22 protein-coding genes are annotated in these 18,908 nt (G+C 46.8%); all 22 read right to left on the bottom strand.

All coding sequences use genetic code 11. The annotated features are described in order from the left end of the window. Positions 1–18: 18 nt before the first annotated feature. Positions 19–1,314: a methyl-accepting chemotaxis protein gene (locus ACI3E5_RS00760; protein WP_005226627.1), complete on the bottom strand. Its 1,296-nt coding sequence runs from the start codon at positions 1,312–1,314 to the stop codon at positions 19–21. Between the two features lie 154 nt (positions 1,315–1,468). Further along, complete coding sequence (locus ACI3E5_RS00755) at positions 1,469–2,179, bottom strand: cell division ATP-binding protein FtsE (protein WP_005226626.1); 711 nt, start codon at positions 2,177–2,179, stop codon at positions 1,469–1,471. Between the two features lie 12 nt (positions 2,180–2,191). Next, positions 2,192–2,974, bottom strand: coding sequence for a flagellar hook-basal body protein (locus tag ACI3E5_RS00750; protein ID WP_167822244.1), 783 nt, complete (start codon positions 2,972–2,974; stop codon positions 2,192–2,194). Positions 2,975–2,984: 10 nt separating this feature from the next. After that, on the bottom strand, positions 2,985–3,686 hold the full coding sequence (locus ACI3E5_RS00745) for a flagellar hook-basal body protein (protein ID WP_431394984.1): 702 nt from the start codon (positions 3,684–3,686) through the stop codon (positions 2,985–2,987). Next, the gene (locus tag ACI3E5_RS00740; RefSeq protein ID WP_005226623.1) at positions 3,683–4,390 is read right to left on the bottom strand and encodes a sigma-70 family RNA polymerase sigma factor; all 708 of its coding nucleotides are present in this window, start codon (positions 4,388–4,390) and stop codon (positions 3,683–3,685) included. Before ACI3E5_RS00740 ends, ACI3E5_RS00745 begins: the two co-directional genes overlap by 4 nt. Positions 4,391–4,420: 30 nt before the next feature. After that, positions 4,421–6,496 (bottom strand): flagellar biosynthesis protein FlhA, encoded by a 2,076-nt coding sequence (gene flhA, locus ACI3E5_RS00735; protein WP_194187811.1) that lies wholly within the window; start codon positions 6,494–6,496, stop codon positions 4,421–4,423. 19 nt (positions 6,497–6,515) lie between these two features. Next, complete coding sequence (locus ACI3E5_RS00730) at positions 6,516–7,583, bottom strand: EscU/YscU/HrcU family type III secretion system export apparatus switch protein (protein ID WP_005232780.1); 1,068 nt, start codon at positions 7,581–7,583, stop codon at positions 6,516–6,518. Positions 7,584–7,613: 30 nt separating this feature from the next. Next, on the bottom strand, positions 7,614–8,363 hold the full coding sequence (gene fliR / locus ACI3E5_RS00725; RefSeq protein WP_016619533.1) for a flagellar biosynthetic protein FliR: 750 nt from the start codon (positions 8,361–8,363) through the stop codon (positions 7,614–7,616). Between the two features lie 12 nt (positions 8,364–8,375). Further along, positions 8,376–8,639 (bottom strand): flagellar biosynthesis protein FliQ, encoded by a 264-nt coding sequence (gene fliQ / locus ACI3E5_RS00720; RefSeq protein WP_005232782.1) that lies wholly within the window; start codon positions 8,637–8,639, stop codon positions 8,376–8,378. Positions 8,640–8,664: 25 nt separating this feature from the next. Beyond that, positions 8,665–9,429, bottom strand: a complete 765-nt coding sequence (gene fliP / locus ACI3E5_RS00715; protein ID WP_005232783.1) for a flagellar type III secretion system pore protein FliP — start codon at positions 9,427–9,429, stop codon at positions 8,665–8,667. Further along, the gene (locus ACI3E5_RS00710; RefSeq protein ID WP_008376622.1) at positions 9,426–9,791 is read right to left on the bottom strand and encodes a flagellar biosynthetic protein FliO; all 366 of its coding nucleotides are present in this window, start codon (positions 9,789–9,791) and stop codon (positions 9,426–9,428) included. Before ACI3E5_RS00710 ends, fliP begins: the two co-directional genes overlap by 4 nt. Positions 9,792–9,805: 14 nt before the next feature. Beyond that, the gene (locus ACI3E5_RS00705) at positions 9,806–10,309 is read right to left on the bottom strand and encodes a flagellar basal body-associated FliL family protein (RefSeq protein ID WP_431394983.1); all 504 of its coding nucleotides are present in this window, start codon (positions 10,307–10,309) and stop codon (positions 9,806–9,808) included. Positions 10,310–10,320: 11 nt separating this feature from the next. Then, positions 10,321–10,518 carry a flagellar FlbD family protein gene (locus ACI3E5_RS00700; protein WP_005226609.1) on the bottom strand — a complete coding sequence of 66 codons (198 nt, stop codon included), beginning with the start codon at positions 10,516–10,518 and terminating at the stop codon, positions 10,321–10,323. A gap of 35 nt (positions 10,519–10,553) precedes the next feature. Then, positions 10,554–11,450 carry a flagellar hook-basal body complex protein gene (locus tag ACI3E5_RS00695; RefSeq protein ID WP_005232786.1) on the bottom strand — a complete coding sequence of 299 codons (897 nt, stop codon included), beginning with the start codon at positions 11,448–11,450 and terminating at the stop codon, positions 10,554–10,556. 78 nt (positions 11,451–11,528) lie between these two features. Beyond that, on the bottom strand, positions 11,529–11,891 hold the full coding sequence (locus ACI3E5_RS00690; protein ID WP_005232787.1) for a hypothetical protein: 363 nt from the start codon (positions 11,889–11,891) through the stop codon (positions 11,529–11,531). Continuing rightward, positions 11,888–12,319: a flagellar hook capping FlgD N-terminal domain-containing protein gene (locus tag ACI3E5_RS00685; RefSeq protein ID WP_061053553.1), complete on the bottom strand. Its 432-nt coding sequence runs from the start codon at positions 12,317–12,319 to the stop codon at positions 11,888–11,890. Before ACI3E5_RS00685 ends, ACI3E5_RS00690 begins: the two co-directional genes overlap by 4 nt. Before the next feature lie 12 nt (positions 12,320–12,331). Next, a complete protein-coding gene (locus ACI3E5_RS00680; protein ID WP_431394982.1) occupies positions 12,332–13,669 on the bottom strand; it encodes a flagellar hook-length control protein FliK in 1,338 nt (445 codons plus the stop codon). Between the two features lie 64 nt (positions 13,670–13,733). Next, positions 13,734–14,153 carry a flagellar export protein FliJ gene (gene fliJ, locus ACI3E5_RS00675; protein ID WP_005232789.1) on the bottom strand — a complete coding sequence of 140 codons (420 nt, stop codon included), beginning with the start codon at positions 14,151–14,153 and terminating at the stop codon, positions 13,734–13,736. Positions 14,154–14,175: 22 nt separating this feature from the next. Continuing rightward, positions 14,176–15,528, bottom strand: a complete 1,353-nt coding sequence (gene fliI, locus ACI3E5_RS00670; RefSeq protein ID WP_008376625.1) for a flagellar protein export ATPase FliI — start codon at positions 15,526–15,528, stop codon at positions 14,176–14,178. Then, positions 15,525–16,283: a FliH/SctL family protein gene (locus ACI3E5_RS00665; protein ID WP_005232791.1), complete on the bottom strand. Its 759-nt coding sequence runs from the start codon at positions 16,281–16,283 to the stop codon at positions 15,525–15,527. The genes fliI and ACI3E5_RS00665 overlap by 4 nt, the downstream gene beginning before the upstream one ends. Further along, positions 16,267–17,271: a flagellar motor switch protein FliG gene (fliG, locus tag ACI3E5_RS00660; protein ID WP_005226586.1), complete on the bottom strand. Its 1,005-nt coding sequence runs from the start codon at positions 17,269–17,271 to the stop codon at positions 16,267–16,269. Before fliG ends, ACI3E5_RS00665 begins: the two co-directional genes overlap by 17 nt. A gap of 10 nt (positions 17,272–17,281) precedes the next feature. Next, on the bottom strand, positions 17,282–18,904 hold the full coding sequence (gene fliF / locus ACI3E5_RS00655; RefSeq protein WP_050790974.1) for a flagellar basal-body MS-ring/collar protein FliF: 1,623 nt from the start codon (positions 18,902–18,904) through the stop codon (positions 17,282–17,284). Between the last annotated feature and the right edge of the window lie 4 nt (positions 18,905–18,908).

The raw sequence follows: 18,908 nt of genomic DNA, 5'->3' as shown, positions 1-18,908 counted from the left end.
TGGCGTCACTGCTCCTTTTTAGAATTTGAAACTATCCACTTGGAATTTAAGGATAGTGGCGATCGTTTCGATCTCTTGCACATTCCGTTCAAAGTCTTCGATGACTAAGTAGAAGTCTTCTAAGTTTGCCGTTACTTCTTGGGTGCCGGCAGAGGTTTCCGAAACAGCAGCCGAAATGTTGCTGACGGAAACTTGAACCATGTCTTTTTTCTCAACGATCCCGGTAATATGGGCTTCCACGGCTTGAATACTTGAAACCAATTTTTCAACAATATCAGAGATCTCATTGGCTGATTCGATCGCTTTGTTGATATTGTTGGTTTGTTTTTCGCCGCTTTCAAAGGAATCCGTCACTGCAGAGACCACTTTTTCCGATTTTTTGCGGATCGTTTCAATGATCGAACGAATGCTTTTCGTTGATTGACTGCTTTGTTCCGCCAAGCTGCGGACTTCTTCCGCAACGATGGCAAACCCTCGGCCCGCTTCTCCAGCTCGAGCTGCTTCGATGGATGCATTCAATGCCAGTAAGTTGGTCTGATCAGAAATGTCATTGATCAGCTGAACGATCTTACCGATGCTTTGGACATCTTCGTTCATGTCGTTCATGCTTTCTACTAATTCTGCTTGGTTTTGCCGTTCGATCTCCCAGCTTTCAAATACATGGAACATCATTTCCGAATTGTGGACATTGCTGCTTTGGGATTGACCGACATAGCCATTCATCAATTCGATCTCTTTGTGGATCTCTTCGATACTTAAGGCTAGCTCGTCCATATCAAAGGAGGTTTGTTCCGCTTCGGAGGCTTGTGAACTAGTGGCATCTGCGATGGCATTCATCGTCTGACGCACATTTTCAATTGAATTTTTGGCATTTTTTGAGGTTGTCGTTAGGCCGCCTACCATTTTTTCCATTCGGCTGCTTTCTTCGTGCATACCAACGATCACCGCTTTGAAGGTGTTTAAAACCCCTTGAAAACGATTTTGAACTTGCCCAAAAAGAGAAGTCTGGTCGCTGCTGCCGATCTCATCGATATGCGACAGATCGCCAGAACCGACTGCTTCTAGTTCTGTCAATAACGTATCCATGCCCGAGTGGGTCTCTTTTTTTACCAAATAGGTCATTCCTACTAACACTGCGATTTCTAGCAGCAGTACGATTACTGAAAAAATAAAGAAACTTTTTGCTGCTTGTCCGTCTCCGTGGGTGCGGATCACGAAGAAATAGCATCCTAATAATACGATCAGGGTAAATCCTAGCGGAATCAACGCCGCCAAGCGGATTTTTTTGATGATAGCTTGTACCTTCTTCTTCATAACAGTATCCTTTCCTATGCAAAATGATCAGTCGTGCTGTTTATCAAGATTCGCTCTTCACTTGATAATCGTTGAGTCACTCCTTCTTTATCCGATTATGAAAACAATCTTCTAGTTCTTTAATCGGATCTTTTGCTAGAAAAGTTAAGCATCTTCACCAGACATATGTATCTTTTGGATCAGCAAAGCGCGTATAGCCGCCTTGATATTCATCACGAACCAAACGACCGTTTTGCAGCTCGACTACTCGATTACGGACCGTATTGACCATCGTACTGTCGTGGGTCGCCAAGAGGATCGTGGCACCGACTTGATTGATCCGCAAGAGTAGTTTCATGACTTCAACGGCTGATTTGGCATCCAGATTGGCGGTGGGCTCATCGGCGATCAAGACTGCTGGCTCTGTGACGATCGCCCGCGCGATCGCTACTTTTTTGCGCTGTCCCACGGAAAGCTCTTCAGGATAGTGATCCTTTTGAGGAAACATGCCTACCAGTTGCAGCGCTTTGGCGGTTTTTTCCTGACGCAGCTTGCGGGGAGTGCCTAGTACTTGCAGCGCATAATCGACGTTTTTGGCAACCGTCAGATAAGGAAGCAAAAGGTCTTCTTGTCCGACGATACCGACTTGTCGTCGAACCATATAGAGATGACGGTCTTTGAGTTGTTCCAACAAGACATTGCCGACTTGGATAGAACCAGCCGAAAGCTCTTCTTCTTTCAAGAGCAATTTGAATAAGGTCGATTTGCCCGCACCGCTGGGACCCACCACATAGATAAATTCTCCTTGAGGGATCGCAACAGAAATATCGGCCAATGCCAACGTGCCATTGCTGAATTTTTTACTGACCTTGGTTAAGCGAATCATGTTCTTTCTCCTCTAATCTGTAAAACGATTGATCACGGACCACATCTCATCGGCTGTCTGCATGGCTTTCGTATTCAATCCATACGCACGCTGGGTCGTTAACAAGTCTGTCATGGACGTCGCTAGATCCACCGTCGACTGTTCTAACTGACCTTGCAAGACGCTGCCAAAGGCTGCTGGATTGGTTTGCGAAGTAAGCAACGCTTGATCACCAGCACGGTACAGTTGGTTGCCCACTGGCGTGATGTTTTCTGTATTCGTCGGCTGATAAAGGGTCAGCTGCCCCAACACGCGAGTCTGACCATTTTCTTCCGTCGTCAGCTGACCGCTGGCATCTATTGCGATTTGCTGCGCATCTGGCCACTGAGGGGTTGGTACGTTTGTGGTCATTGCCACAGGGTACCCTTCACTATTGACTAATTGCTTGTTCTCAGTTAAATGAAAATTGCCTGCTCGACTCAGCAGCAATTGACCAGTTTGGTCCCGGACCCCGAAAAAGCCGTTGCCTTGGATCGCGAGATCTAATGGCTGAGCAGTGCCCGCCAGATTGCCTTGGGCAAAACTGGTAGTCGTAGTCGCTTTTGCCCCCATTGACGCACCATATTGGGCGGCGTTGCCATTAAATAGCGTTTCTTCTGCACCGATGGCATTTTCCATCAATGCTTGAAAATGGGTCGTTTGTGCTTGGTAGCCATTGGTATTGACGTTGGCGATGTTGTTGGCTGTCGTGTCTAAGTTTGTCTGCAAATGATTCAACCCAGAACGGCTGATTCCTAATAATCCACTGATATTCATTGACTCATCCTCAAATCTTTCCTAATTCGTTGACCGCTTTTTGCAATGTCTGATTCGTTGAACTCAAGGCTTTCTGATTGGCTTCAAATTCGCGAGAAGTCTGGATCATCGCCACCATTTCATCGGCAACCGCTACATTGGCTTGTTCTAAGGCACCTTGCTGGATCACGGGTGCATTCACCGTGGTTCCTGCTGCGTTGCTAGTCACATAGTTTTGACCAGCTGTAGTCAATGCTTCTGGGGGAAATGTTTGGATCTGAAAGTTCGCTGGTCCCAAGGCGCTGACTGCTTGTCCATTGGCACCTAAGACAAGATAGCCTTCTTGTGTCACGTATTGATTCTGCTGATTGACGCTAAAGTCGCCATTTCTCGTATACAACCGCTGCCCCGCATTGTTTTGAACGACAAAGTAGCCTTCGGAAAGCAGTGCAAAATCACTGGCTTGTCCCGTCTGTTTGACAGCACCTTGGTCTTGACTGATCGTACTGCCTGCTAATTGCGTCCCTAAAGACAATCCACCGATGTCACGGCGGGTATCCGCATTGGGCCCGCTTTGGTAATTATGCAATGCCACTTCGTCTAGCGTCGACTGGAATAAGGTTTTTGCTTGATACCCTGTTGTATTGACATTGGCAATATTGCCGCTCGTCGTCTCTTGTCGCTTTTGTAATAATGAAATGTTCCGTGATAAGACATCCAGTCCTCGAATCATGCCAGTTCCTCCTCAATCAATGTGCGCAATTTGGCAATCGTTTTGCCATGAATTTGTGAAACTCGCGGAATCGAGACTTCTAAGATTTCAGCGATTTCTTTTAACGTCAGTTCTTCGGTATAGTACAAACTTAAAATCAATTGTTCCCGTTCCCCTAATTTTTTGATGCACGCAACCAAAGCGGTGCGTTTTTCTTCAGCGACCAAGGTCTCTTCGACATTCTCGGCAGGATCTCGAACCATATCTTTTAACGTCATGCCTTCTTCTTGGTAAGCAAACAAGGTATCTTCCAAAGAGACGCTGGCTAAGTAGTGCAGACTCTCATAAATATCCGCTAGTTGACTTTGGTTGATTCCCAACTGTTTGCAGATCTCGGTGTCGGTCGCTTCTCTTTTGAGGCTTTGCTCCAACTCTTGCCGCGCTTGATAAAACTGATTGACTGCCGCCATTTTGTAACGGGAGATTTTGGCGTGCTTGCGTACTTCATCAATGATAGCCCCTTTGATGCGAATCGCTGCATAGCTTTCAAAAGGAACTTTTTTTGAGGGATCGAATTTCCGCAAGGCATCCATCAGCCCAATCACCCCAATATTGTAGAGATCGCCTGATTCATAATCGGCGGTTTTGATAGACAGGCGCTGAACCACCCGTTCCACTAGCGGCAGATACTTGATGATCTCCGCTTCTCGATCGACTTCATACATCGGCGATGCCCCTTCCTAAGAAAATTCTGCTTAAATGTCAATACTGCCCACCGTTTCGATCGCAATTTCATTGGGAATCTCATTCAGAGAAAGAACGGCGATATCTGGGAAATTAAAAACGATCATTTTTTTGAATGCTAACCGGATCTTAGGCGATGCCAGAATCACGAAATTGATATTTTGAGCGATCGCTGCATGTTGGATCCCACTGATGGAATCCAACAGCTTGGTCACGGTATCTGGTTTTAAGACCGGGTACGAGCCAGTTGCGGTTTTTTGGATACTTTGAGCGATGATTTCTTCTAGTTTCGGCTGGATCACCGCCACTTGCAGCTCGTGGTTCTCATTGGCATACTTGGCAGCGATCGTCCGTTTCAATGCTTGGCGGACATATTCTGTCAAAACTTCTACGTCTTTCGTGACAACGCCGTAATCGGCTAAAGTTTCTAAGATCGTTGCTAAGTCATTGATGGGAATTTGCTCATCCAATAAATTTTGTAAAACTTTTTGGACCTCGCCGAGCCGTAAAATATCGGGGATCAATTCATCGATCACGACATTGTACTGCTCTTTGATGCCCTCCAATAATTTCTTGACTTCTTGGCGACCTAACAGCTCTGGTGCATGGGCATAGATGATTTCTTTTAAGTGTGTTGCGATCACGGTCAACGGCTCGATAATCGTAAACCCTTGCAGATCCGCCATCTCCTTATCGGATTCATCGATCCACATAGCATCCAGATGAAAGGCTGGTTCTTTTGTTGCGATTCCTTGAAAAGGAAACGGCTCTTCATTCGGACTGATCACCATGACTTTATTCGGGTAAATATCGCCGCGGCCGACTTCGTTGCCGCGGATCTTGATCACGTAATCGTTGGCATCCAAATAGAGATTGTCGCGAATACGAACGGGACTGACTAAGATCCCTAATTCTCTAGCACTCTGTTTACGGATCGCCACGATGCGGTTCATCAAGCTGTTGTCGATCGAACTATCCACGATAGGGATCAGACCATAACCGATTTCCACTGAGATTGGTTCCACTTGGAAGGAAGCCACGGAATCGTCTTCTTCCTGTGCTTCTTTTTTGCGTTCCAGTGCCAATTTTTGTTCCCATTGTTTTTGTTCCACTCGCTGCTTTTCTTCTTTTTGCGTCACCAGAAAGCTGGCTGCGAAAAGGCCTAAGCCAATCAACACAAAAGGCACAAAAGGAAACCCGGGAACTAAGGCTAAAACGAAGAGAATCGCCCCCACGATCCGAAACAGTTGGGGATTACGCATCACATCTGCCGCAATATCCAAACCAAAGGAACTATCGTTATCGGAACGAGTCACGATCACCCCAGAAGCAATCGAAATCAGTAAAGAGGGAATCGAGCTGACCAAGCCATCCCCGATCGCCAGTTTCCCGAATTGGGCGAAGGCTTCCATGACGGTCATTTGTCCGCCCATGGAGAAAATGATCGCCCCACCAACTAAATTGATGACAGTGATCAAGATCCCTGCGATCGCATCTCCTTTGACAAACTTGCTGGCACCATCCATCGAACCAAAGAAATCAGCTTCTCGCTGCAGATCTTTTCGTCGTTTGCGGGCATCCGCTTCCGTGATCAAACCGGCATTTAGGTCGGAATCGATCGCCATTTGCTTGCCGGGCATCGCATCCAATGTGAATCGAGCAGTCACCTCTGAGACACGCCCTGCACCATTGGTCACGACGACTAGCTGAACCACCATGATGATCACGAACAAAATGATCCCCACGATATAATTGCTGCCGGCAACGACATTGGCAAAGGCATCGATCACGTGTCCGCCATTTCCTTGGGTCAAGATCAAACGAGTGGAAGATAGGTTCAAACCTAAACGAAACATCGTTGTGATCAGCAGCAAGGTTGGAAACGTAGTGAATTCCAACACTGATTTGGTAAACAGAGTGATCAGTAAAATGTTGATCGCAATCGTCAAATTGATAATGATCAAAATATCTAATAATGCACTCGGTAATGGAATAATAATCAAACCAATAATAGCTAGGATGATCACCGAGATTAAGATATCCGCCAGACCAATGCCTTTTTTCGGTTTTGAGGCAGCCTCATTCATTTTTGTTCCTCCTGTTTCCTTAAATCTTGCCGCGTTGGCTTTCTTCTAACTGATAGACCAAAGCGATGATTTCGGCAATGGCTTCATACATTTCAACAGGGATCAGATCCCCGGGTTCTACTTGACGATAAAGGGCCCGTGCCACTTCACGGTTTTCGATCTGTGGGATATTTTCTTTCAGGGCTTCTGCTTTCATCCGCTGCGCCAGCTGATCTGCCCCTTTGGCCAAGACCCGAGGCACCCCTTCACTGCTGGCATCGTAACGAATCGCAATGGCGAAATGGGTCGGATTGGTGATCAAAACCGTCGCTTCTTTGACGTTGGCGATGGCATTTTGGGTCATCGCACGGTACTTCGCTTTGCGCTGTGCTTTGACTTGCGGATCACCTTCCATTTGCTTGAACTCTTCTTTGACTTCCTGCTTGCTCATCATCAAGTTCTTACGATGGCTATAGCGCTGGTAGCCGTAGTCGACTACGGCTAAAATGATCAAGAAAATCGAAATCTGTAAAAACAATTCTTTGGCCCGCAGCAGCATGAACAGGATCGTTTTTTCCAACCCCACTTCACTCAAACCCAGTAAAACAGGGACGGCGGCTAAAAATTGTTGATAGCACAAGTAGACGATCACGCCGAATTTCGCCAATGTTTTGCCTAAATTCATCAACGAGCGCAAACTGAATTGCTGCTTGATCCCGCTGATGGGGTTCAGCTTTTTAAAATCTGGTTTGATGGCCTTGCCGGAAAACAACAGACCGACTTGGGCATAATTCGTGATAAGCCCGACTCCGAGCGCAACCAGAAAGACGGGCGCACACAACAAAAGCAGCAGCAAGATACTCTGCACCCCCAGTTTTGGCAGATCCGCCAAACTGGTTTGATAATCAGCCAGCTGCGCCAAACTTTGGGAAAAATAAGGCAAAAAAGAAGCGGCGAAAAACTGCCATAAAGACAGGATCAAAAATGAGAAGACCAGCAGCGAAACAGCAGCTGCTAATTCCTGGGTCTTAGGTACCTCCCCGCGTTTGCGGGCATCCCGCAGCCGCTTGGCACTGGGTAGCTCGGTTTTGCCATCTTTTTCTGCCATCTTCTCACCTCCTGCTGGCTGCCTGTTACTTTATTGAAAGGACTCGATAAACTCCTGCAAGTAGCGGACCGTATCTGGCAAGTGTTTGCCTAAGTACGAAAGGACATTGGGTAATAGCAAGAGAAACACCACAAAACTGATGGCAGTTTTCATCGAGAGACTCATCATCAAAATATTGATCTGGGGGATCGAACGAGAGATCACACCTAGCACGAGGTCCACCAACAGCAGCGCAATGATCATTGGTGCCGCAAGATTGACTGCCATCACCATCATTTGGCTGAAAAGTTTGACGATGCCTTCAACCGTCGTGCCTTGGATCACCACAGAGCCTAAGGGCACGATCCGAAAAGACAACAGCAGTGCTGTGATCAGTCGATGATGCAGATCAAGACCAAAAAACACAGCGATCGTCAGCCAATAGTACGTTTTGCCATACTGGGAAGAGGCGATTTGCAACGTCGGATCATAGGCTTGCGCCATCGAAAAGCCTACTTGAAAGTCGATCAATTGGCCCGCAATTTCCACACCGGTAAAGACCAGCTGGCTCAAATAGCCCATCGCCATCCCAAACAGTACTTCTTTGATGACGAAAACCGTCAGCATAAAGAGGGAAAGCTCGGGAATCGCAGGTGCCGTCGGCAGACATAGGACCGTCAACGCCATGCCAATCACGATTTTTGCCAGTGACGGAAAATTTTGCTGTGAGAAGATCGGACAAAGGACGACAAACGCCAATATTCGACAAAAAATCAACACCGTCGCTTGAATCGTCGCCATCAGGTTTCCTCCTTACATTGCCGCAATCATTTTGAAGATCATTTCGGTAAAATTCAACAAGAGATTCAGCATAAAATTTCCCGCTAAGATCAAAGTCAAAAAAATCGCTAATAGTTTCGGCACAAAGCTCAACGTTTGTTCTTGGATTTGGGTAGTGGCTTGAAAAATACTGATCACCAATCCAACGAGCATGCCGACCAATAAGGCGGGGCCAGATATCGCTAGAATTCGAAGAAAGGCTTCCCTTAGCACATCAAGTACCATTTCTACTGTCATTTCCTCTTGGCTCCTTTCTTAGCGGCTATTGAAAGCTCTTGATCAGCGACTCCACGATCAGATACCAGCCATCCACTAAAACAAAAAGTAAGATCTTGAAGGGCAGTGAGATCATGATCGGCGACAGCATCATCATCCCCATCGACATCAAGATACTAGAGACGACCAGATCAATGATCAAAAAGGGGATAAAAATCAAAAAGCCGATACTGAAAGCCGTTCGTAACTCACTGATAATAAACGCCGGTACCATAACGGTCAGAGGAACATCGTCAGAAGAATGATACTTTTCGGTCTCCCCATCAGCTTCCGCAAACAAGGCAATGTCTTTTTCCCGTGTCTGTACCATCATAAAGGCCTTGATCCGTTTTTCTGAGCGGTCAAAGGCTTCGGCTTGGCTGATCTCTTGTCGATCAAACGGTTCAATCGCTTGCTGATAGACGTCGGTATACACAGGTTTCATAATAAAAAATGTCAAGAATAAGGCCAACCCGATCAACACTTGATTGGGCGGGTTTTGCTGTGTACCTAACGAACTGCGCACAAAGGACAAAACCATGATGATACGAGTAAAAGAAGTCATCATGATCAGCAAGACTGGTAAAAGGGAAAGCAGCGTCAGCAACAAGAAAGTATTGATCGTATCACTTGAGCCATTCCCATTCGACAATAAATTGTTGATGGTGGAACTGACGTCTTCCGTGTCTAGCGCAAATGCCGTCTGCGGAAGCATCAGACTGCTGAAAAGGACCGCAGCCATGATCTTGATATCTCTGCCTTTGATCTTCATTTTTGCTTGCCTCGTTTTCCAGCAATTTCCGCCTTGGCTTTGTTTAGCCATTCAGAAAAATCTTTGCCAGCTTGCACTTGGGTGCTTTCTAGGCTTTGCTGTAAAAAAGCGGCCGTTTCTTCTTGCGTCAACTCTTTGATGATCTGATTTTGCTGTTCAGAAAAGCTCATGACGTAACATTTGTCCATGATTTGGACGATCCCGATCGAAGACGACTTGCTGACGGCGATTTTTTGCAAAATACGCAACTGGTGATTGTGCTGGTTCGTGTAACGATTCAAATATTTCAAACTAATGTTGATCAAATAAAGAATAAGCAGCAAAAACCCAATCATTTTGACCAGCGATAAAAATGTTTCCATCAACATGCCTCTTTCTATTGGATCACTAAATCCGTCACATAAACATCCTTGGCGATTTCTGATCCGTATTCCTGATTAATTGTTTCTTTCAATGCTTTTTTTAAATTCGGTACACTTTCGGCGGAGCTCAAAATACCGCTGGCCTTTTGTTGGCGCAATAAGTTTACGACGCTGTCACGAATGACAGCCACATTTTTCGTGGCTTCCGCGCTTTTTTCCTCATCCGCCACTAAAATCGATAAATTGACCTTCATGTATTGCTGCTCTTGGTTGTCTTCTTTTGCCAGATTGACTAAAAATTCATCCAATGCCACGATCGCTTCGTCTGAGGAGATTTTGCTGCTGTCTTTTGCTGTTTCAGCAGCTGCTGTTTTTTCCCCCGTCAAAAAGTGATTCGTCACTAAGGTTCCGCCGATACTGCCGCCGACTACCACGATCAAGAGGATCGGCAGTAAAACAACCATGTTCAAGCCTTTTTTCCCTTTTTCTGCTTTTGGTACTTTTTCTTCTTTTGCCATCTTTCCCACCCTTACGTTTTCACTTGGTTCGAATGGATCACCGTATGATACTCGATCACCCGCTGCGCAACTTCTTGCGCAGCTTCCGTCACCACTAAGGTTTTGCCGTCTGTCAGTGTGATCAATGTATCCGGCATTTCTTCGATCCGATAAATCAATGTTGGATTTAAATAGAATGGCTTGCCATTCAATGCGGTCACTAGAATCATGGTCAAACTCCTCTCAACGATGAAGCGTCACGTTCTTAACGTTTTAGATTCAATAATTCTTGCAGCATTTCATCAGAAGTCGTAATACTTCTTGAATTTGCTTGATAGGCACGGCTCGCAATGATCATTTCGGTAAATTCTGTCGAAAGATCGACATTCGACATTTCCAAGGCACCTGCTTGCAGCGTTCCCGCTCCATTATTGCCGGGGCCTGCAACGATCGCATTTCCTGAGTTGCTGGTTTGGATATAGTTGTTGCCGCCGACTTTTTCTAAGCCTTCTGGGTTATTGAAGGTTGCGACACCGACTTTTCCCATCACAAAGGTTTGATTGCCGTATTTTGCCAACACTAAGCCATTGGCATCGATTGCCATGGAGTTATAGGTCAAGGTTTCCCCATTGACGGTCAGTGTGCTTGGGATCGACAAGGGAGATACCGCACCCTGTCCGCTCAATGCCGTGTTTTCATCAAAGTTGTCATCATAGACAACTGGTTGACCGCCATTGACTGAACGACCTAAGACTTGCATCCCATCACTATTGGTCAAGGTTCCGTTGCTGTCGCGAACAAATGCGCCATCTCGTGTGTAATAGGTTTCGCCATTTGCTCCTGGTCCTTGTACCATAAAGTAGCCTTGTCCGCTGATATAAAAATCCATGCTGCGGCCAGTCGATTGCGGGGCACCGACTGTATTGATGGTATCGATGGAGCCCGTCTGAACCCCTAAACCGATCTGCGTTGCATTGATCCCACCTAAGCCGTTGCCTGGTGCAGTTGCGTTAGACATCGTTTGGCTCATCATGTCTTGGAAAAGGACTCGACTTGATTTGAACCCGACCGTATTGACGTTGGCGATATTATTTGAAACCACGTCCATTTTCGTTTGAAGATTTTTCATTCCACTGACACCTGAATATAATGATCGTAACATGCTTATTTTCCTCCTTATGGTTGGCGTATTTTCCTCTGTCATTCAGAAAATACTTGCAGCCCCTTTTCAGTCCAGCTGCTATTTGATAAATGTGGCGCTGTCAATATTGGTGACGGTGTGAAGCTCATTCATCCCCATCGCCGTAATGATGGTTCGTGAATGGACATCGGCGATCAAGCCCATATCTTTGTAAACAAGCAGTGATTCTTTGCTGCCTTTTTCCGCTAGCTCGCTAAGCGCCGTTGAAAGGGATTGGTAATCATCGTCTTGTAAGGTCAATTCCCTTGCGGTCAAACGCTTTTGCGCATGGTGCGAGACTTTGATGTCGTTTTGTTTTTGTTCAAGCATTGAAGAGAAGGCTTGTTTGTCCACGGCTTTGCGGGGATTTTGATAAGGCTCCCCGGCAACTTTTTGCAGCCCCTGTTGAATCGTCAAACTCATTTTGCTTCGCCGCCAATCTCTTGGATCGCACTCATACTGTATTCTTTGCCATTTACGACGATCGTGGCGTAGCCATTGGCAAAGCGGACCTTTTCGATGGTTCCTGACAATGTTTCTGTGCCGTCCATCAGAGTGACTTGTTTATTGATCAAGCTAAAAGCTTGCTGCTGTTGCTGTAAAATCACCGAGGTCGTCAACGTTTCGCTCAATTCATTCAAGCTCTCTAAGGTCGTAAATTGAACCAGTTGCGAGATATAGTCGGTGCTACCACTACCAGAAGAATCGCTGCCTCCCATCGATGGGTTGCTCATAGATGCTGCTAAGATCTTCAAAAAATCATCCATGGAGATATCTGAAGATTTTTTTGTTTGCGTTAATGCCGATGTATTGGCAATACCGGCCGCAGCTGCTGTAATTTCATCTGCCATAGGTCTCCTCCTTTACACTAAAATACTGATCGCATGATCGATCGGTGCTAATTGCTGCTCTTCTTCAACCGTATTGCTTTGATGAAATGGCTTTTTGCTTTGTCCTTTTTGAGCCTGTAAAAAACGCTGTTGGTTTAACTGACTGTCACTTGCCATCATACTGCCGGCAAAGGATTGATTTGACAGCGGACCAGCCTGCTGGACAGAAGCTAACGTAGGTTCTTTGATTGCTAGGATCGGCTGCTCTTGCTTTTGCAAAACTTGCTCTAGCTCATGCTTGATGGACAGCAATAATTCTTTGGCTTGCGGCTGCTGAACGGTCAGTTCTAAGCGGCTGCCTTGGGCATTCGTTTCTAGAGAAAGCTGGATCGTGCCTAATTTCTCGGGAACGAATTGCAACGTGATTTTTTTCTCGCTTGACGTGCTGCTCGTTTGGACGAGTTGGGCAGTCGCTTTTGCTAAGGGCAGAGCCGCTTGCTCCATACTCGCTTTTGTTGGCGCTAGTCCTTGCTTGCTCAAAAGGGGAGAAACATCAAGCAGTTGCAGTGCTGGTGTCGCCATTTCATTGTCGGTTACTGCCGAAAAAGCAATGGCTTGTGCAGAAACAGCTTCCGTATTTTTGGCGACTGTTTCCTTCATGCTTTGCAAGGTGCTAGTCGTATCCGTCGCTTGGTGGGTCACTGGCGACACTTGATCCAATGGTCCCGTTTGGCCCAATTGAGCGGTCCCTTCGGTGGACTGTTTCAGCTGTGCTTCTGTCGTCTGCGCAATCGCGGCTTTTGTTACTGAATCGATTTCCTTGAAAGTCGCGATCCCTTTTGCCGTGGACTGCTCTTCGCCTACTAAGTCTTCTGGCAAAGGCGTTTCAAGCGTTGGTGCTGCGGCTTCACTTCTGTCATTTGTCATCAAATCCAGACCTTCAAGCGTAGACTCGGAGGGGTCGATGACTGTGGTGGCTACGTCTATTGGTGCTAAAGCTGCTGTGGCGCTTGTTTGGTTCTGCTCCGTCGTTACCATTGATGCCTGTGCCGCTTCCTGAACCAAGCCTGCAAAAGGTGTCTGGCTGATCTGGCTCATTTCTGGCGCTTGCGTCGTTGCAGATTGTTCAGCTGCTGAAGTGATTTCTGACTCCTGCGGCAGATGTTCCATACTGCTGGCCGTACCCATTTCTGGTGCGGCGGCGATTTGCTCCGTCATCCCTGATGTTTCGATAGGGGCTGGCAGGTTGCTGCCTGCTTGAACTGTCAGCTGTCGCATCATCAAACTGAAGACCTCTGGTGACGCCTCCATCTTTTTTGATTTGCTACCGACAGGTACAGCGGTTGCGGCACTTGTTGTGATCTCTTTCATTGTTCACCTCCTCTCAGCTGATGCTTTAAAACCAAGGTCATCTCATCACTAAAACATTAGTTCTTTAAGAAAATAAGGCGCGATTGCCGAACTCATCCAATTGTTTTTGCTCTTCCAATTGCTGTTCATAGGTGTATTCAGCAAATTGTTTTTCTCGCAGTTTTTCCACGATCTTGCGTTCCTGCTGCGCTTCTACCACTACCGATAAAGACTCTGCCAATTCTTGCTTCACGTGAAACATTTTGTTCTGAACCTCATCGATGGTGGCATTCAAAGCAAGCAAATAGCGTTGCTGCACTTGCATCCGCCCAATGGTCATTTCATTGACATCAAAAAGCTGGGCTTTTTCCTGTGCCAGCGTGTTCAGGTGCTGTTCTTGCTGAATCAACAATTGCTGTTTTTGGGCGTACGCTCGTTTGGCTTCTTGCTCAATGGTTTTTCGGTGATCCAATACTTTTTCTAAGGAAAAGTGAAATGCTTGCATGGTTGCTCCTTTATGATCTGTTTTACATGGTCGAACGCTGGCGCTCGATCAGCGCTTCTTCACTGAACAAATGCGCCAATTCAAAAATCGTTTGTTCAAATGGGATCCGCTCATCCACTTTTTGCTGTAAAAACCGTAGGATGGGGTGATGCAACGCGATCGCTTGGTCGGTCAACGCATTACTGCCGCTTTTGTAAGCACCGATATCGATCAAATCCTTGGCCTCTGCATAAACGGCCATGTTTTCTTTTAGTTCCCCCGCATGTTCATGCTGTTCCTCAGAAACGAGGGTCTTCATCAAACGGCTGAGGCTGTTTTGAATATCGATGGCAGGATAATGATTTTGAGCGGCGATTTTCCGTGACAACAGAATATGACCGTCAAGAATCCCCCGCACCGCATCAGCGATCGGTTCATTCATGTCATCACCTTCTACCAAGACGGTATAAAAGGCAGTGATCGAGCCTTTGTCAGACATCCCACTGCGCTCTAACAACTTCGGTAAAGCTGTAAACACAGAAGGGGTATAGCCTTTGGTCGTCGGTGGTTCACCTGTTGATAAACCGATCTCCCGCTGCGCCATCGCAAAACGGGTCACCGAATCCATCATCAATACGACTTTCTTGCCTTGATCGCGGTAATACTCAGCGATCGCCGTTGCCACATGAGCCCCTTTTAGTCGTACAAGGGGTGGCATATCGGAGGTAGCACAGACAACGACCGACTTGCGGTAGCCTTCTGGGCCTAGATCATTTTCAATAAATTCTTTGACTTCTCGTCCTCGCTCGCCGATCAAGCCGATCACGATGACATCTGCTTCGCAATAACGAGCCAGCATCCCCAATAAGGTACTCTTACCGACCCCGCTGCCAGCAAAAATGCCGATCCGTTGGCCAAGGCCGACGGTCAAGAGACCATCGATCGCCCGGACACCTGTCGGCATGATCTCAGCGATTTTTTGACGACGAAAGGGGTCAGGAGAATCTTGACTAACTGGATATTCTGACGCAGTTTCCAGATCCAGCGCCATATCTAACGGTCGCCCTAGTCCATCTAAGGTGTGCCCTAGCAGCGTATCATCGATTTTTACCGTCAACGATTTGCCAGTTGGCCGCACTAAACAGCCCGGTCCGATGCCTTCTAGCTGATCAAGGGGCATCAGGAGCACGGTTTTTTTCACAAAGCCCACGACTTCGGCTAAAGCTGTATGTGTCTTGTTTTGCAGTGCGACTTCACAGATTTCTCCTATGAAAACCGACAACCCTTCGACTTTGATCAGCAGACCTACGACTTCGCTGACTTTGCCGTAAGTGGTAAAGAACGGCTGTGCTTGCGCTGTTTTGCGCAGCGCTGTGATCGGTAATTCAAACGTCATTCCTTCACACTGCTTTCTAAAAATTGGCTCAAAAAGCGAGCGATTTCTTCCCTCAGTTCAAAAACCACCAAGGCATTTTCAGATTCGATACAAAAATCGTGTTCCGCCAAGCCGTCATCTGCCATGAGTAAATAGCGAAACCCGCTGATCGTCTGTTTTTTGGTTTCCAACAATTCTCGCAACCCTGCAAGATGCTGCTCTTGGCTGCGAATAGTCACAAATTGATCGGGTTGTTCAAATTGCCATAGCACAGACTCCACAAAAGGCAGGAAGCCTGCTTGCTCGTCTGTAAAACGTTGATTGATCAAGGCTTCGGCGATTGCCGTGCCGTAAGCGATCATTTCTTGCTTTTTCTCTGAGCGAAAGGTGTTGATTTCAGAAACGGCTTCAGCGACATTGGCTTGGGCTTGTGTCATCAATGCTTGCGCGGCTTCTTTGCTGGCATTGAGTCCTTCTTGATAGCCTTGTTGAAAACCGTCTGCTTGTCCTGCTTGAAAGCCTTCCGTTCTCGCTTCTGCTAGAATTTGCGCCGCTTGCGCTTGTGCATCGGTCAAGATTTGCTGTTTCAAGGCTTCCATTTGCTGCAGATGCCGTTCCTGCTCCAACTGGCGTGCACGTCTAGCCGCTTGCAGTTCTGGGTCTAAGCTCGGTTTCTCAATCGGCGCTTTGATGGTCGTATCCGTCAAAATACTGCGAGCAGCTTCAGTCGTTTTGACCGCCTGCTGCTTCAATAAACTGCTATTTGACCACTGCATCTTGGTCGCCCCTTCCGATGTAGATCTCACCGGTTTCATCTAGCCGTCGAATCACAGCCACCACACTTTGTTGGGCTTCTTCTACAGCAGACAAGCGGGTAGGACCCATAAATTGAATTTCTTCTTGCAGATTTTCCACCGCCCGTGATGAGAGGTTGGAGAAAATAAAGTTCTTGATGTCGTCGGTCGTGCCTTTAAGCGCTAAGACTAAGACATCGTTTTGAACATCTCGCAAGACTTTTTGAACATCCAAGCGATCGAGGGTCACGATATCCTCGAAAGTAAACAAGCTTGATTTCACTTCGTTGGATAGTTCCGGTTGCCGCTTTTCCAAGTCGTTCAAAATGTTCTTTTCAGTACTGCGGCTGACTGAGTTCAAGATTTCTACCAGTGTATGCACACCACCGACATTTTCCGTATCGTTCTCAATGTAATTCGAGAATTTGTTCTCGATCACTTTTTCAATCCGTTCGATCACCAAAGGCGACGTACTGGAGATCGTCCCGATCCGTTCAGCGATCTCCACTTGCAAATGATCGGGAAACTGTGACAAGACGCTGGCCGCTTTGTCCGGCTGCATGTAGCACAAAATCAACGCTACCGTTTGTGGATGTTCGCCGATCAACAGATTGGTCAACTGTTGAACATCGGCTTTGCGAGCGATATTAAAGGGCCGTTCCCGCAGCTGAATCTGAGTCAATACGTCAATGACTTCTTTGGCTTTTTGAGGGCCTAATGCTTGGTTCAGCAAATTTTTGGCATAATCGATCCCGCCGTCTAAGACATATTTGCGGGCCGTTGCGGTATGAGAAAATTCCTCCAACACTTGATCCCGCTCTTCGGGACTGACAAAGTCGATGTTGGCGATCTCATAGCTCACTTTTTGTATAAATGATTCTGGCAGCAGCTTCATGATCTTTGCAGAGGTATCTGATCCTAGAGAAATCAGAAGAATCGCTGCTTTTTTTACCCCGTCTATTGTATCCATGGCTGCCCCCTTATTTTTCTTTCATCCAAGCTTTGATCAATTCCGCCGCTACTTCAGGATTGCTTTCGGCATAATTTCTAGCCGTTTGATCCAATGTTGGTTCTCCTGTATGTTCTGCTGTGGCTTCTTGTGTGGATGCTTCTGGCACCGCTGGTTTCGTTTCAGCAGACCGGTTACCGACACCGCCAAAAACGACTTCTTGTGCAACTGGGTTACTCGCTCCGATGCTAGCAGCGGACGGTTGTGCAAAAGTGACCATTTCATCCGTCACATCCACTTCCAACTCGTCTTCTTTGCGTCGGCGTCGGATCACGCCAACGATCATTAAGATCACCAAGAACAAGGTCAACACGATACCGCCGATGATGGCATACTTGACATAACCTTTGGCAGCTGCAATCTGTTCATTCCCTTGAGGATCAGCGGCTGGATCAACCTCTGCTTGGGCAAAGTCAAACCCTTGGATCGCAATTTGATCGCCACGGTCATTGTCATAGCCGACGGCGCTAGCAATCAACTGCTGCAATTCTGCTTGATCCGCTTGCGAAAGGTTCGCATTGATCACGATTGAGCTGGTCATTCGCTCGATCATGCCAGGAGCCGTAATGGTCGTAGTGGTCTCGGTATCCAATTCATTTTCAACGGAGCGACTGTAGGAATTGTTCCCCTCTCCGTCCGTGCCCGTCACATTGGAGACATTGTCATCCACAGTCCCTGTTTGGGCTTCTTGGACGGTCCCTTGCGAACCAGCAGCCTGCACTGTTTCACTCTTGATCTCTGGGTCATCATAAGTGACTTTCTTCCGCTCGATCGAATCAAAATTCAAGTCTAAATTGATCGACACTTGGAATTTGTCTGCACCATAGATCGGTGTCAGCAACTTCGCTACTTTTTCTTCTAGCGTTTTTTCATAGGAATCTTTGATGGCAATGTATTTATTGTTTAAGCCACTTAATTGACTGGCTTCATCTTCGGTTCTAGTCAACGTATTGCCCGCGCTATCAACGACTTTTACATTTTCAGGCTTCAGCTTTTCCACTGCGCCGGAAGTCAAGGTAACGATCCCTTGCACGGACTCGTCTGAGATTTGCTGATTTTTCAAGGACAACACGATAGAGGCCGTCGGCGCACTTTCCTCCGAAGAAAAGACACTTTCTTCTGGCATCACGAGTAAAACTTTGGCGGATTTGACCGCATCGATCGACTCGATTGCTCGCTGTAGTTCGCCCGTTACTGCCCGCTGATACATGATTTTGCGGTCTTCATCCGTTGTCATCATGTTGGCATCATCAAATAATTCAAAGCCTGTACTGGTATTTGGTAACTTATTGTCCACGGCAAGATTGATGCGGTATTCATCGACTTGGTCCTTATCGATCAAAATAGTCGTCCCATTGTCGGCTAATTTGTAGGCGATCTGCTGTTCATCCAAATCCTTGCTGATCGTTCCCGCATCGGCATCGCTTAGATCCGTAAACAAGATACCGTATTCAATTCGCGTATTTAAATAATAAACAGCTGCTGTGATTCCGAGAACGCTGATAACGGAAAGAACAACGATCATTTTCTTTAAAGAGCTTTGCATTTGCCAACGGTCTTTGAGTTGTTCTGTCCATTCTTTCACTTTATCCATCATT

It is taken from the genome of Candidatus Enterococcus avicola (genome assembly GCF_047470845.1).
Taxonomy (GTDB): Bacteria; Bacillota; Bacilli; order Lactobacillales; family Enterococcaceae; genus Enterococcus_D; species Enterococcus_D casseliflavus.
Note: the sequence above shows the minus strand (reverse complement) of the source record. Positions and strands in the feature narration are given on the sequence as shown.